This window comes from Galbibacter orientalis DSM 19592, assembly GCF_000260115.1.
Lineage (GTDB): Bacteria > Bacteroidota > Bacteroidia > Flavobacteriales > Flavobacteriaceae > Galbibacter > Galbibacter orientalis.
In genome coordinates, this window is the sequence record NZ_JH651379.1 from 1432331 (window position 1) to 1447172 (window position 14842).

The 14842-nt window shown below is 32.4% G+C and carries 9 protein-coding genes; 7 read left to right on the forward strand and 2 right to left on the reverse strand.

The genetic code is table 11. The features are described 5' to 3' along the window. Positions 1-51: 51 nt before the first annotated feature. Complete coding sequence (locus tag JOOMADRAFT_RS06435; RefSeq protein ID WP_008612080.1) at positions 52-582, forward strand: RNA methyltransferase; 531 nt, start codon at positions 52-54, stop codon at positions 580-582. A 148-nt stretch (positions 583-730) separates the two neighbouring features. Here JOOMADRAFT_RS06435 and folK read toward each other — a convergent pair whose 3' ends face one another. Beyond that, the gene (gene folK / locus JOOMADRAFT_RS06440) at positions 731-1855 is read right to left on the reverse strand and encodes a 2-amino-4-hydroxy-6-hydroxymethyldihydropteridine diphosphokinase (protein WP_008612081.1); all 1125 of its coding nucleotides are present in this window, start codon (positions 1853-1855) and stop codon (positions 731-733) included. A 473-nt stretch (positions 1856-2328) separates the two neighbouring features. On the opposite strand from folK, the gene sppA reads away from it, so the two are divergent. Together sppA and JOOMADRAFT_RS06450 are read left to right on the forward strand one after the other, a co-directional pair. Beyond that, positions 2329-4092 (forward strand): signal peptide peptidase SppA, encoded by a 1764-nt coding sequence (gene sppA / locus JOOMADRAFT_RS06445; protein WP_008612082.1) that lies wholly within the window; start codon positions 2329-2331, stop codon positions 4090-4092. 3 nt (positions 4093-4095) lie between these two features. Beyond that, complete coding sequence (locus tag JOOMADRAFT_RS06450) at positions 4096-4806, forward strand: queuosine precursor transporter (RefSeq protein WP_008612083.1); 711 nt, start codon at positions 4096-4098, stop codon at positions 4804-4806. Between the two features lie 29 nt (positions 4807-4835). On the opposite strand, the gene JOOMADRAFT_RS06455 is transcribed toward JOOMADRAFT_RS06450, so the two are convergent. Then, positions 4836-5714 (reverse strand): IS982 family transposase, encoded by an 879-nt coding sequence (locus tag JOOMADRAFT_RS06455; protein ID WP_008610872.1) that lies wholly within the window; start codon positions 5712-5714, stop codon positions 4836-4838. Between the two features lie 479 nt (positions 5715-6193). Between JOOMADRAFT_RS06455 and JOOMADRAFT_RS06460 the strand changes: the two genes are divergently transcribed. The 4 genes from JOOMADRAFT_RS06460 (at position 6194) to JOOMADRAFT_RS06475 (ending at position 14840) form a co-directional block, all read left to right on the forward strand. After that, positions 6194-8926, forward strand: a complete 2733-nt coding sequence (locus JOOMADRAFT_RS06460) for an AsmA-like C-terminal region-containing protein (protein WP_008612084.1) — start codon at positions 6194-6196, stop codon at positions 8924-8926. Positions 8927-9078: 152 nt separating this feature from the next. Further along, complete coding sequence (locus JOOMADRAFT_RS06465) at positions 9079-10161, forward strand: carbohydrate-binding family 9-like protein (RefSeq protein ID WP_008612085.1); 1083 nt, start codon at positions 9079-9081, stop codon at positions 10159-10161. 11 nt (positions 10162-10172) lie between these two features. Then, a complete protein-coding gene (locus JOOMADRAFT_RS06470) occupies positions 10173-11282 on the forward strand; it encodes a glycoside hydrolase family 10 protein (protein ID WP_008612086.1) in 1110 nt (369 codons plus the stop codon). Positions 11283-11705: 423 nt separating this feature from the next. Then, on the forward strand, positions 11706-14840 hold the full coding sequence (locus JOOMADRAFT_RS06475; protein ID WP_008612087.1) for a SusC/RagA family TonB-linked outer membrane protein: 3135 nt from the start codon (positions 11706-11708) through the stop codon (positions 14838-14840). Positions 14841-14842 lie beyond the last annotated feature (2 nt).

Consider the following 14842-nt stretch of genomic DNA (forward strand, 5'->3'; position numbering starts at 1 on the left):
TTCGTTTTTTTGTACAGCGAGAATCCCTACTTTTGCGGAAAATAATTTAGCATGCGAAAATTAAAAAATAACGAGCTCGACCGATTAAATGTAGAAGAATTTAAAGAGTCTAAAAAAACACCTTTAATTATAGTTCTAGATAATATCCGTAGTTTAAATAATATAGGGTCTGTTTTTAGAACCGCCGATGCTTTTTTGATTGAAAAAATATATCTCTGTGGCATTACAGCTACTCCGCCGCATAAAGATATTCATAAAACAGCCTTAGGAGCTACAGAGAGTGTTGCTTGGGAGTATGTTGAAGATACTGTTGCACTAGTCGAAAAACTAAAAGATGATGGGGTAATTACTGTGGCTATTGAGCAAGCAGAAAATGCTACAATGTTGAACGATTTTAAGGTTTCTTCAGATAAAAAATATGCTTTAATTTTTGGGAATGAAGTAAAGGGAGTAATGCAAAAAGTGGTTTCTTCGGTAGCTAATGTTGTAGAAATTCCGCAATTCGGAACCAAACATTCTTTAAACATTTCGGTAAGTGCAGGAGTAGTGGTATGGGATTTGTTTGCTAAGCTTAGTAGATAAAAAAAGGATCCGAAATAAGTCGAATCCTGGTAAATATATTAAGTAAAGTTAGCTAGTTTCTTTTTGAAAATCTGATACGAATTAAGCGAACCTTGACGAGAAATCCAAAAAAAAGAGTAATAAACTTTCTTGAAATTAACAGATAACCCTAAAATTCATGTATTTTATCGATGATGAATTGGTAGTCGTTTTTATTTTGTAAAAAATCTAATTCTGAAATGTCAATAATTAATGGGTTTACTCCTGGGTGTGTTTTAATAAAATCTAAATATCCATTATTTATTTCTTCTAGATAATTAGGAGGAATACTTTGTTCATAGCTACGTCCTCGTTTTTTGATATTTTGTAAAAGCCTTTCCGTATTTTGATGTAAGTAAATGTATACATCTGGTTTTACAACTTCTTTATACATAAAATTAAAAACCTTACGATAAAGCATAAATTCATCTTCCTGTAGCGTTACCTTAGCAAAAATAAGCGATTTAAAGATGTCGTAATCGCTAACCATAAAGCTTTTAAATAAGTCAGGGTGAGAAGTGTCGTCTGTAAATTGTTGGTATCTATCGGCTAAAAAAGACATTTCTAAAGGAAAAGCATACCTATTTCTGTCTTCGTAAAACTTAGGTAAAAACGGATTGTCAGCAAAGCGTTCTAAAATAAGTTTACCATTAAAATCTTCTGCAATTTTATTGGCAAGGGTAGTTTTTCCTGCTCCGATATTCCCCTCAATAGCAATAAAATTGAATTTTGAAAAATCTTTTTTAGAGAGTGTAATCTCCAAATTTGTTTTATCTAGTTCACTATCATCTTCACAAATATCGAGCAATTCAATAATGCTTTTTTCTAAAATAGGATGAATTTTTCCTGGAGCAATATCGGCAAGGGGTTGCAAAACAAACTTCCGTAAATGTAAATGTGGATGTGGAACAATGAGGTCGGGTTCATCAATAATAGCGTCTTCATAAAATAAAATATCTAAATCGATGGTGCGAGCTGAATATCCTTCCGTTTGTGTACGAATTCTCCCCATTGTCTTTTCTATCTGAAGTAAACAATCTAAAAGTTCTTGAGGTTGAAGTTCCGTATCAATTCCAATACAGATATTATAGAAATCCTCACTTTCAAACCCCCATGCTGGAGTTTGATAAATGGGAGAACAGGAAATTACGTTTCCAGCTTTTTCTTTAAGAAGCTGAATAGTCTGATTGAGATTTTTAAATTTATCTCCTAAGTTACTTCCTGCGGAGAGGTATGTGCGTTTGTAGTGAATCATATGAAGGCACAAAATTAACGAAAACAAACAGGACGAAACAGATAAAAAAAGATTTAATTCATTTCAACATTTCAATCCTCTGGTGTTTTTTTAATCCCTCATTGAGGGTTTTATTCCCCAGAGCCTGTTCTGAGTATATCGAAGTGTTCTAGGTCGAAATGTATTAAATTATTTTTCTTTGAATACCTCGTAGACTTGCCTCGAGGTAGTTGATTTACCTCTAAAATATATAAAGAATTTTGGCTGTTAGCTTCTATAAAAGTCTAGAGGGAAGGAAGAAAAGGATTTATTTGTGAATTCGGAACAAGAAGTTTTAGTCTTTTGCAGGCCTCTAAATCTTTAAGTAATGAGTGGTTTAGTATATTAAAGTAAGCTAAAATATTTTTTCTTTTGTAGGGAGATTTCATACAGATAAACTATATTGCTTCGGTATTAAAATCTTGAATAAACAACAACATTAATTTAATTTATAAATGAAATTTTTAAGGAATCTCTTAGCGGCAATATTAGGAACGCTTATCGCTTTAGGAATTATTATTATGTTTTTTGTAGTTATTGCTGCGGTTGCAGGGAGCGGAGAAGAGCAAATAACGGTAAAAAATAATTCTGTTTTAGAAATAGCTTTTAATGAGCCATTGAAAGATTATGGAGGTAAATATGAGTTTACCGATATAGATTATAAATTTGAAGAATACAATGGGTTAAATAATGTTTTATTAGCCATAAATAAAGCCGCATCTGACGATAAAATTAAGGGAATTAGTATTCATAATTCTTTTATAACTACAGGAGCTGCAAATACAAGAACCATTAGAGAGGCTATTAAAAAGTTTAAGGAATCTGGGAAATTTGTATATGCTTATGGAGATATTTACCTTCAAAAGGATTATTATTTAGCTTCCGTAGCAGATTCTGTGTTTTTAAATCCAACTGGAAACCTTGATTTCAGAGGACTTTCTTCTGAAGTTTTGTACTTGAAAGATTTGCAAGAAAATTCAGGAATAAAAATGGAAGTAATTCGCCATGGAAAATATAAAAGTGCTGTAGAGCCTTATTTAAACAATGAAATGAGCGAAGCTAATAGAGAGCAAATTTCAGAACTTTTAGAATCGGTTTGGGGGACATATTTAAATGATATTTCTAATAGTAGAAATATAGAAGCGTCACAATTAGATGTTTTTGCGGATGAGTTAGCAACAAGAACTCCAGAGCTTGCATTGCAGAATAAGTTTGTTGATGGGTTGCGTTATATAGATCAGTATAATGGATTGTTGAGAAATGAGATGAACCTCCAAAACAAGGATGAAATTAACAAGATTAATATTCTAGATTATGCAGAATATGCTTCTAAAAAAGTAAGAACTGCTGGAAAGGATAAAATAGCAGTAATTTATGCACAAGGAGAAATTGGATATGGGAAAGGAAACGATAATTATATTGGACAAGAAACCATATTTAAATCTTTAAAAGCAGCAAGAGAAGACGATAAGGTAAAAGCTATTGTAATGCGTATTAATTCTCCCGGAGGGATGGCTTTAACTTCTGATATTATTTGGAGAGAAATTCAAGTTACCAAAAAAGTAAAACCTGTAATTGTTTCTATGGGGAATTTAGCGGCTTCTGGAGGTTATTATATGGCAGTAGCTGGAGATAAAATTTTTGCTGAACCTTCTACAATTACTGGTTCTATTGGAGTTTTTGCTACCATTCCAAATGTTAGTAAACTTGCCGATAAATGGGGAATTAATGCGGAACAGGTTAATACCAATAAAAATTCAACTACGTATAGTTTATTCGAATCTGATAACGAAAGTTTTAAAAGCTATGCAAAAGAAGGAATAGAAGATTTTTATCAAACTTTTTTAAAGCGTGTAGCAGAAGGTAGAAAGATGGAAGTTGCAGCGGTAGACAGTGTTGCGCAAGGAAGAGTTTGGACTGGAATCCAAGCTAAAGAACGTGGACTAGTAGACGAAATTGGTGGCTTGGAAGATGCAATTTCTTATGCTGCAGAATCAAATAATGTGAGCGAATATTCGGTTAAAAACTTCCCAGTTTACGAAACAAGTATTGAGGAGTTATTACAAGGGTTTTCTGGTCTTGGTTTTGTAAAGAGCAAAGAGGAATTATTGAAAGAGGAGTTAGGAGAAGAAATATATAATATCATTCAGCAAATGAAAACGATGACAAATCAAAAAGGATTGCAAGCTAGAATGCCGTTTGAAATGAATATAAAATAATTGATGACTCAAAAAGATAAGAAGTTAGCATTTAAAATATACCTTTATTTAGGAGCGTTGTTTATAACCTCGCTGGTAGTGTCAAATCTTATTTTTCAAAAGTTCTTTTATTGGTATCCTTTTGGAGAAACTAAAATTTTTGGTGCTTCCTTGTTTGAAATTTCTGTCGGTATTTTACCCTATCCGATTACGTTTTTAATTACCGATTTAATTTCCGAAATCTACGGACAGAAAAAAGCAAATCAGGTGGTGACAGCGGGAATATTTGCCTCAATTTTTTCAATGGGAATTATTTTAATTGCAGAAAAAGTTCCTGCTTTAAAAACATCGCCAATTCAAGATGATACTTTTACACATGTTTTTGCGCTTTCTCCAATAGCAGTGTTAGCGTCTATGATTGCGTATTTGTTTGCACAATATATAGATATTACTATTTATCATTTCTGGAAAAAAATGACGAAAGGGAAATACCTTTGGTTGCGAAATAACTTCTCAACTTTTACCTCTCAATTTATAGATACCTTTACTGTTGTTTTTTTATTGTGCGTTTTTGAGGTTTTACCTTGGGAATTATTTTATGGCTTAGTAGTAAGCGGATTTTTATTTAAAGTGCTAATAGCTATAATAGATACACCTTTTCTGTATTTATTTGTAGCTCTTTTCAGAAAAAGATTTCATTTAAAAGTAGGAGAGGAAATTGATTTAGAAATATAGGTTTTTAAATAAAATAACCCGTTGTGCATTTAGGCAATATTGATTTTTAGGTTATTGATATTTCTGTTGAATTCAAATATGTTTATATATTGAATGACCGTCATAGCCGTAATCTTAGATAATATTCTGTTTTTGAATCCCTCAAAAGATTTAGCATAATTCCTTCGAATCATAAATTGGTCGCAAAGTTGAGAAAACAATGTTTCAATACGCTTTCTGGATTTCTTAAAAACGTACGGCTGCTCCCTATAGTTATGCTGGTTTGTTCTCATAGGGGTTTCAAGTCTAATATTATGATATTCAAATAAATTCAATTGATATTCAGCCGACAAATACCCTTTATCACCAAGTAATATGCAATCACTTAATTGATGCTTTATATCCTTTAAATAATTAATATCGTGCACAGAGGCTGGACTAATATCCATACTTTCGATAACACCCTGAGCAGAACAGACAGCATGTAATTTATATCCATAATAATGGCTTGATTGACTTGCACAATATCCTTTTTCGGGCAGACTGTAGTTTTGTTCTTTACATATCTTACTTCTAGCGCTTCTTGATAATTTACAGACCTCTAACGGCATACTGTCAACAATATAACAATGCTCAGATTTATTCAACTTTCTCACTAATGCCTTGCGAAGTGATTCTCTAAAAGAAAACAACTTACGCTTTCTTCTATTGTAGACACTGCGCTCTATTTTGCTGGATAGACCAGCAGGTAACATTCGAAAAAGCTGGCATTCACTATCAACACTCATATATTCTGATGTTAAATCAATAGCTATAAGCTCTTTATCTCTTAATTTAGGTTTACGGATTTGATGTAAATAATCCATTTTACAATCCAATTCTTTTAAAACCTTGAGGATTTTGTCGTAATTTGCTTGAAAGTTGTGCATATAAATTATAGTGTGGTTACTACAATTTACTGCATTTTAGCAGTTTGCACAACTTTTTCTAAATGCACAACGGGTATAAAATAATATTGTTGTCCGATAAAAGTTAACGGAATTTATTGAACTCCACTTATATCAAGGTTCAAATGGGTTTTTCAAAATATTATTTCTTTAAACTACTTATTTTGTGGTATTTAAGATTTAGTCTTTGTTCTTTTTTCTTATAGCGAAGCGGTCTTGTATTTTTACTCGGACATTAATGATAAAATAATATTGCGAATTAAACCCTCTATGAGTTTAGATAATCCTTATCTAGCTTGCATCCGTATATATTTTTAAAAGATTAAACTTTTATTAAAGTGTAACTATTTATAAAAAATTTACTCCATTTTTGTAATGAACTCATCTTGACTTTTATGTTTAAGCAAAAATAGTTAAGATGAGTTCAATAAAACAAAATCAAGAAAAAGATAATTGTACATATGAAAAAAATACTTAAAATTATAGGAATAGTAATAGCGCTGTTGGTAGTTTTTTTAATAGCTGCTCCTTTTTTGTTTGAAGGGAAGATTATTGAAATGGTTAAAAACACAGTGAATAAAAACATCAATGCAAAATTTGATTTTGCAGATGCCGACGTTAGTTTAATTCGCAATTTCCCGAATGCTTCTGTTACGGTTGAAGATATGAGTTTAATAAATAATGCTCCCTTTGAAGGCGATACTTTGGTCTTTGCAAAAAAAGCCAACATTAGTGTGCCGTTTATGCAAATATTTAATAAAGAAGGCGAGCCTTACTCTATAAATTCTTTTACTATAGATGGAGCTGTTGTAAATGTTTTGGTTGATAAAGATGGGAATGCAAATTATGATATTGCAAAAGAAACCGCTGCGTCTACTTCTTCTAATACAGCAACTAAATCAGACTCTACTCCAGATGAATCTGCTCCAGAAGCTTCAAATAATAATGTTTCTTTTTCGGTTCAGAAGTATGAAATTACCAATTCTCGAATTAAGTATTTTGATGAAAAAGGAAAGATGTATTTTGAATTAGATAGTTTGAACCATTCTGGAAATGGAGACCTTTCAGCAGTAAAATCTGAATTGGATACCGAAACAAGTGCACTAATATCTTTTGATATGGATAGTGTAAATTATTTCAATAGAAATGCTATTAACTTAGATGCTAAATTGGGAATTGATTTAGCCGAAAATAAATATACTTTTTTAGAAAATAAAGCAATAATTAATCAATTAGAGCTAGTTTTTGATGGTTTTATTAAGTTAAATGATGATAATCAAGAGGTAGATATTTCTTTTAAAACACCTTCTTCAGACTTTAAAAATTTCTTGGCTGTAATTCCAAAAGAATATTCAAAAGATATTGCTAATGTACAAACCACGGGAGATTTTGTAGTTGAAGGAAAATTAAATGGAGTGGTAGACGAAACACATATTCCTGCTTTTAATATAGCAATTACTTCCAATAATGCATCGTTTAAATATCCTGATTTATCACAAGCGGTTACCAATATTACTATTGATACCAAAATAGCAAATGAAACAGGATTACTTGAAAATACGTATGTAGACATTAATAAGCTTACTTTTAAAATTGCGCAAGATGTGTTTAGTGCCAATGCCAATATTAAAAATATTATGGGGAATCCATTAGTGAATGCAAACTTAAAAGGACGTATTAATCTTGCGAATCTTTCTAATGCATATCCTATGCCTGAAGATTTAAATTTAAGCGGGATTTTAGATGCAAATCTAAGTACAGCTTTTGATATGCAGTCTATTGAAAACGAACGATATGAAAACACCAAAAATAGTGGGTCTTTAGGACTCAAAGATTTTGAATTTACATCTGAAGAGATGAAAAATCCAGTCCAAATTTCTAATGCTGCAATTACTTTTAATACGCAAAATGTTTCTTTAAATGCTTTTGAAGCCAAAACTGGAAAGACTGATTTATCTGCAAAAGGTTCTATTGAGAATCTATTAGGCTATATGTTTAATAAGGAAACATTGAAAGGGAATTTTACACTAAATTCCAATACGTTTGCAGTTAACGATTTTATGATGGAAAGTACAGAAGCTACTCCCTCTGAAAAACCAAAAAGTGAACAAGGTTCTTCTGATAAAAAACAAACAGAACAACCAAAAAATACAGCTACAACTGGGAAAGAAGAAATAAAAATACCATCGTTTCTAGATGCAACAATTGCTGCGAAAGCAAATACAGTAATTTATGACAATCTTACGCTTAAAGAGGTGTCTGGGACATTAATTGTTCGGGATGAAACGGTGACTTTAAAAGACTTAAATTCTAGTTTATTTGGCGGGAAAATAGCTGTTAATGGCTCTGTTTCAACCAAAAATGAAACGCCTACTTTTAATATGGATTTAGGAATGAAAAGTTTTAATATAGCGGAGTCTTTTCAAGGACTAGAAATGTTACAAGCTATTACTCCAATTGCAAATGCTTTGCAGGGGGTGTTAAATTCTAACTTCTCTATAAAAGGAAATTTAAATAACGATTTTACTCCAAATTTGAATTCGGTTTCTGGAAATGCCTTAGCTGAAGCTATTGTAAGTGGTTTCGATCCAGAAAAAGGAAAGATGTTGAGCGCTTTAGGGAATCGTTTAGAATTCTTAAACTTTGAAGAAGGAGAGACAAAAGATATTAAAACAACCCTTACTTTTGAAGATGGAAAGGTGAATGTAAAACCTTTCAATTTAAAATATAAAGATATTGATATCCAAGTAGCCGGGAGTCATGGATTTGATAAATCTATAAATTATGATGCTACTTTTGAAGTGCCTGCAAAATATTTAGGGAAAGATGTAAATAATTTGATTGCAAAATTAAATGATGCAGATGCTCAAAATATTACGGTTCCAGTAAAAGCAACAATTGGAGGTACATATAACAGTCCAACTGTAAACACCAATTTAAGTGCAACAGCTACTGAGCTTACTAAGAAGTTAGTGGATATGCAAAAGGACAAGTTGCTAAACCAAGGAAGTGATAAAGTTAAAGATGCAATTAACGACTTTCTAGGGGGAAGTAAACCAGCGGATACAACAGCTGTAGGAAAGGAAGCTGCTCAAAAGCAGGATTCTGTTAAGAAAGATAAAATTAAAAATGCCGCCGACGATTTAATAAAAGGATTGTTTGGTAAAAAGAAGGACACCACAAAAACAAATTAGAGATACTGAAAGTCGACGATTTTACGGTGTATGGCAATAAAAAAATGTTGTTGGTCTAATTGATTTTATAATATAAATATAAAATTGAAATTTTAGGATAGTAATAAAAGGACACTAAGGTGTCCTTTTTAGTTTTCATTAATATACAGAATATGTATTTTTCTTTTAAAAAGAGTCTTGTCGGATTTTTAGTTTTTTTGCAGTTAAGTGGCGTGTCTGCTCAACAGAAAATGGTTGTGCCGAAATCTTATATCGCTCATAAAACTTCAGAAAGTATAAGCATTGATGGAAAAGGAGAGGAAGCTTCTTGGGGAAGTGCAAAATGGACCTCAGACTTTATAGATATTGAAGGGGCAAAAAAACCACGTTATCAAACGCGTGTTAAAATGCTTTGGGATGAAAAATATTTATATTTCTATGCTGAATTAGAAGAGCCACATGTTTGGGCAACATTAAAACAGCGCGATACCATTATATTTTATAATAATGATTTCGAAATTTTTATAGACCCCGATGGCGATACATACAATTATATGGAATTTGAGATGAATGCCTTAAATACTTTATGGGATTTATATCTAACAAAACCTTATAGAGAAGGAGGGAAAGTAATAGATAACTGGGATATAAAGGGTATTAAAACTGCGGTTCATATTAATGGAACCATAAATAATACTTCAGATATTGATAAAGGCTGGAGTGTTGAAATTGCAATGCCTTGGACTTCTTTAATAGAAGCTGGGGATAATAAAATTCCAGTAGACAATTATTGGAGAATCAACTTCTCAAGAGTTAATTGGGATTATCAACTAAATCAAGACACATATCAACGAAAACAAGGAGCTAACGGAAAATATCTTCCAGAATATAATTGGGTTTGGTCTCCGCAATGGGTTGTAAATATGCATGAGCCAGAGTGGTGGGGATATGTATATTTTTCTTCAGAAGAAAGAGAAAATTCTAAAGATGAATTTATAGTTCCTTTAGATGAAAAAATAAAGTTAGAACTCTACAATTTATATAGAAAGCAAAAAGAATATCAACGAAAAAACGGGGCTTGGATAGAATCTTCTCAAAAATTAATTACAAGCCCTATTGTTATTGAAGGAAAAGAAATTGAAGTGATGCTAGAAGCTCATAGTCAGGGATGGAATCTTATCGTTGATAGTCCGTTTACAGATAAACAATTAATTCTCAGTGAAGACGGCGCATTTAAAACCAAAACTAATAACTAAACCACTATACTATGAAATTATTAAAATTAGCTATCCTTACAATGCTCTTTGTGTTTGTTTCTTGTAGCGAAAAGAAAGAGGTTAAAAGAGATAAGGAGATTAAACAAGTTGAGACTCCTAAAGAAGAAAAGGATTTTAAATATTGGACATGGACAACTGCAAATGCTCAGCGTGCAGACACCTCCTACCAGAGAGAGTTTGCTAAGTATAAATCTAACGGAATTGATGCGGTTTTAATTAATACAAATACAGATCCGAAGCTTTTAGAACGTTTAACACCAATAGCAACCAAAGAAGGCTTAGAGGTACACGCATGGATTATGGCGATGAATCGTCCTGGAGATTCTGTAGCATTACAACATCCAGATTGGTATGCTGTAAGTAGAGAAGGGAAATCGTGTTTTGATACCCGCCCTTATGTAGATTACTATCAATGGATGTGTCCAACCCGAAAAGAATCTCGTGGCCATGTACTAGATTTAGTTGAAGGTTTGGCAAAAGTAGAGGGGGTTGCAAGTGTGCATTTGGATTACATACGGTATTCTGATATTTTTCTACCAATAGGATTATTACCAAAATATAATTTAAAACAAGAAGTTGAATTACCAGAATTTGATTTTTGTTATTGTGATGTTTGTGTTGCTGAATTTGAGAAAATTCATCACAAAAACCCAAGAGATTTTGAAAATCCAGCTATCGATATGGAATGGAAGCAATTTCGATTAAACAAAGTTAAAGCTGTGGTAGACGATGCCTATAAAATTGCTCATAAATACAACAAAAAGCTTACTGCAGCAGTATTTCCCTATCCTGAAATGGCAGATCATATGGTTCGTCAACGTTGGGATAAATGGGATATTGATATGGTATTACCTATGATTTATAATAATTTCTATAATGAAGAAATAGATTGGATAGGATTTGCAACTGGGCAGGGGGTTAAAGACCTTGAAGGAATGAATACAGAGCTACACACAGGAGTTTTTGTTCCTACGATGTCTGCAGAAGATGTTTCTACAGCTATTAAATTAGCAAAAGATAATGGTGCAAAGGGAATTTCTTTCTTTGATGGAAATGCCATAACAGAAGCACAATTTATAGCAATTAAGGCTTCAAAATAGATTAATAAGTTTTACACATAAAATAGTAATATTAAAAGACTCTTGAATTTTTTCAAGGGTCTTTTTATTTTTCAATAATAGTAAATCCTCAATATATACCCTTTCTTATTTTATCAATTTCATTCGTAATAAAGTTTTTTGAGAATTGGTTAATTTTTTATTGAGTATAATTTTTTTGATTGAGGTTATTTTTTCAAAAGGGTAATCGTGTGGTATATACCAGGTTATATAGTAGATAATACCTATATAAGTATTTAAGATAAACTGAAAGTCTTAGTTTTTATGTTATTTATAGCATATTATCTGTTGTTCGTCGAAAATAGTTTTTAATTAATTAAGTTTTCATTAACATTTAGTAAATTTTCTGTTAACGCCTCGAAGGCATTAACAATTATTCAGTCAACTAACTTAAATATGTAATTTATGCGTAAAAAGCTATTAGCCTTTTTGGTGTTTGCGTTTGTTTTGTTCAGTAATGTAATATTGGCACAAGACATAGTTGTTAAGGGTGTGGTTTCCGATGAAAATGGAATGCCATTACCTGGTGCAAGTGTATCTGTTAAAGGGACTTCTAATGGAACCCAAACAGATTTTGATGGAAATTATTCCATTGAAGTGAATTTAGGAAATGTATTAGTTTTTTCTTTTGTAGGTCAAAAAACAGAAGAGAGAACTGTGGATGCTTCTAGTAACATTAATGTAACATTGGCTCAAGATGCTGAGGCTCTTGATGAAGTAGTGGTTACAGCTTTGGGTATTAGAAAAGAAACTAAAGCGTTAGGGTATTCCTTAACAGAAGTTAGTGGAGATGAAATGTCTACTGTAAAACAAACAAATGCAATTAATTCTTTACAAGGTAAGATTGCGGGTGTTAACATTACCCAAAACTCAACTGGAGCTGGAGGTTCAAGTAGAGTTATTATTAGAGGGCCAAGTTCATTAACAGGAAATAATCAACCATTATATGTAGTTGATGGAATTCCAATTAGTAATCAAAATAATGGAGAGGCTGGTTTATACGGAGGAAATGATGGAGGAGATGGAATATCTAGTATTAATCCAGATGATGTTGAATCTATAAGTGTACTAAAAGGAGGAGCGGCTTCAGCATTGTATGGTTCTAGAGCATCTAATGGAGTTATTTTGATTACAACCAAGTCTGGAAAAAAGCAAAAGGGCTTTGGAGTTGAAGTGAGTAGCTCGATTAATTTTGTAAATATTAATAATAATATTCAAGATTTTCAAACTGAGTACGGACAAGGGAACTTTGGAAGAAAACCAAGTAATAAAGAAGCAGCATTGGATATTGGCTTGTCTGCATGGGGTGCAAAACTAGACGGATCTTCAGTGGTGCAATGGGATGGCGTATCAAGACCGTATTCATATGTTGGGGATAACTTTAAGCGTTTTTATAGAACTGGAACTACCTTAGTTAATACAGTTTCTTTGACAAAATCTACAGAAGGTTTAAATTATCGTTTTTCGGCATCAGATTTTGATACCAAGGATATAATGCCTAATTCAAGAATAAATCGTAAATCCTTTTCTTTAAATGCAGATGCAGTATTAGCTGAGAGATTAACAACTCAAGTAAATGCAAAGTATATCATTGAGAATGCTAATAATAGACCAAGACTTTCCGATGCTCCTGGGAATGCAAACTTTACTGTAGCAAATTTGCCTCCAAACTTGGACGTAAGAGATATGGAGCCAGGAACAAATCCAGATGGTACTGAGAGAGTTTATTCTAATAATATTTATTCTCAAAACCCATATTTTGCTGCATACAATTTTAGAAACGAAGATGTTCGAAATAGAATTATAGCATCTGCATCTCTTAAATATGATATAAACGATTGGATATATGTTATGGGGAGAGCAGGGACAGACCATTATACAATCAGAAAAACCTCAGTGGAACCATATGGTACGGCATATAGACCATTAGGAGCCATTGTAGAAAGTGAAGTAAGGTATACTCAAGTGGATGCTGATTTAATGCTCGGAATTGAAGGAGATATTTCTGAATCATTTGGTGTTTCAGCATTGTTTGGTGCCAATAGTAATTCTATAAAAGAGGAGACATTGGGGCAGCGGGGTGAAAACTTTATCGTTCAAGGACTAGAAGATGTTGGGAATACACAAAATCAGTCTAGATATAGGTATTACGGAACTGAGATCAATGGAGTTATGGTTGGTGGAGAACGAAAAATAGGTGCTTTATATGGATCTTTAGAATTTTCCTATAAAGACTTTGCATTTATAACTTTAACAGGAAGAAACGACTGGTTCTCCACATTGTCATATCCAGGAAAAACAACTCCGAATGATGATTTTTATCCATCAGTTAATGCCAGCCTTGTATTGTCTGATGCATTTAATATGGAGGGAGCTGTTAGCTTCCTAAAATTAAGAGGAGGCTATTCAGAAGTTGCAGGAGGAGCTCAAGAACCTTATCGACTAGCATTGAATTATGAAATATTTGCACAAGGCCATCAAGGGCAGTCTTTAGGTAGAATTAATGGTAGTGGAGTTCCAAATGCAAATTTAATAGCTTTTAATAAGGAAGAGTATGAAGTAGGATTAGATTCAAGGTTTTTTAATAATAGATTGTCATTAGATTTAGCTCTGTATAAAAATGAAACAACAAATGATATAGTTCCAGTAACTACTTCAGTTTTTTCTGGATATAGCACTGCGGTTGAAAATGTAGGAGTATTACAAAACAAAGGGGTTGAGTTTTTACTTTCTGGAACACCTGTGAGCTCAGAAAATTTTAGTTGGAGAACTAGTATTAATGGATCTTTTAATGAAAGCATTGTAGTTGCAACAAATGAAAAGAATGGAGATATTACACTTGGAGAGCCAAGAACACAAAATGTGGAAATTAAGCAAATTGTAGGGGAACCTTATGGAACTATTGTTGGTGTTTCTTATGTAAGAGATGATAATGGCGCTATTGTTTATGATATATCCGATGATGGAGTTCCTCTTGCTAGAGAAGGAGGACGAGAAATTTTAGGAGAAGGAATTCCACCTTGGACTTTTGGTTTTAGTAACACTCTTAGGTATAAAGACTTTTCATTAAGTTTTTTAATTGATGGTAAGTTTGGAGGTCAAATATTTTCAGGAACTAATACGGTTACTTATGGAAATGGTATGCATAAAGCTACATTGGAAGGAAGAGCTAATGGATTAGAAGTTTCTGGAATAAATGGAGATACTGGTTCATCTTTTACTGCTACAGTAGCACCAGAAGATTTACAGACATACTATGGAAGAATAAGCAGGATAGCTGAACAGTTTGTTGAAGATTCAGACTTTATAAAATTAAGACAATTAAGTGTTAGCTATAATATGCCTTCTTCAATTTTAAAGAATGTTTTTATTGATGGAATTACAATGTCTATAGTTGGACAAAATTTATTTTACATTATGAGAAGTGTAGATAATATTGACCCCGAAAGTGCTTACAATGTTGGGAATGCTCAAGGTCTTGAATACTATGGAGTACCTCCAACAAGAACATATGGTTTAAATGTTAATATTAAATTTTAAAT

Excerpts from the sequence above, each read along its gene's own strand:
- JOOMADRAFT_RS06435 (WP_008612080.1), top strand. The coding sequence starts at position 52 with ATGCGAAAATTAAAAAATAACGAGCTCGACCGATTAAATGTAGAAGAA.
- folK (WP_008612081.1), bottom strand. The coding sequence starts at position 1,855 with ATGATTCACTACAAACGCACATACCTCTCCGCAGGAAGTAACTTAGGA.
- sppA (WP_008612082.1), top strand. The coding sequence starts at position 2,329 with ATGAAATTTTTAAGGAATCTCTTAGCGGCAATATTAGGAACGCTTATC.
- JOOMADRAFT_RS06450 (WP_008612083.1), top strand. The coding sequence starts at position 4,096 with ATGACTCAAAAAGATAAGAAGTTAGCATTTAAAATATACCTTTATTTA.
- JOOMADRAFT_RS06455 (WP_008610872.1), bottom strand. The coding sequence starts at position 5,714 with ATGCACAACTTTCAAGCAAATTACGACAAAATCCTCAAGGTTTTAAAA.
- JOOMADRAFT_RS06460 (WP_008612084.1), top strand. The coding sequence starts at position 6,194 with ATGAAAAAAATACTTAAAATTATAGGAATAGTAATAGCGCTGTTGGTA.
- JOOMADRAFT_RS06465 (WP_008612085.1), top strand. The coding sequence starts at position 9,079 with ATGTATTTTTCTTTTAAAAAGAGTCTTGTCGGATTTTTAGTTTTTTTG.
- JOOMADRAFT_RS06470 (WP_008612086.1), top strand. The coding sequence starts at position 10,173 with ATGAAATTATTAAAATTAGCTATCCTTACAATGCTCTTTGTGTTTGTT.
- JOOMADRAFT_RS06475 (WP_008612087.1), top strand. The coding sequence starts at position 11,706 with ATGCGTAAAAAGCTATTAGCCTTTTTGGTGTTTGCGTTTGTTTTGTTC.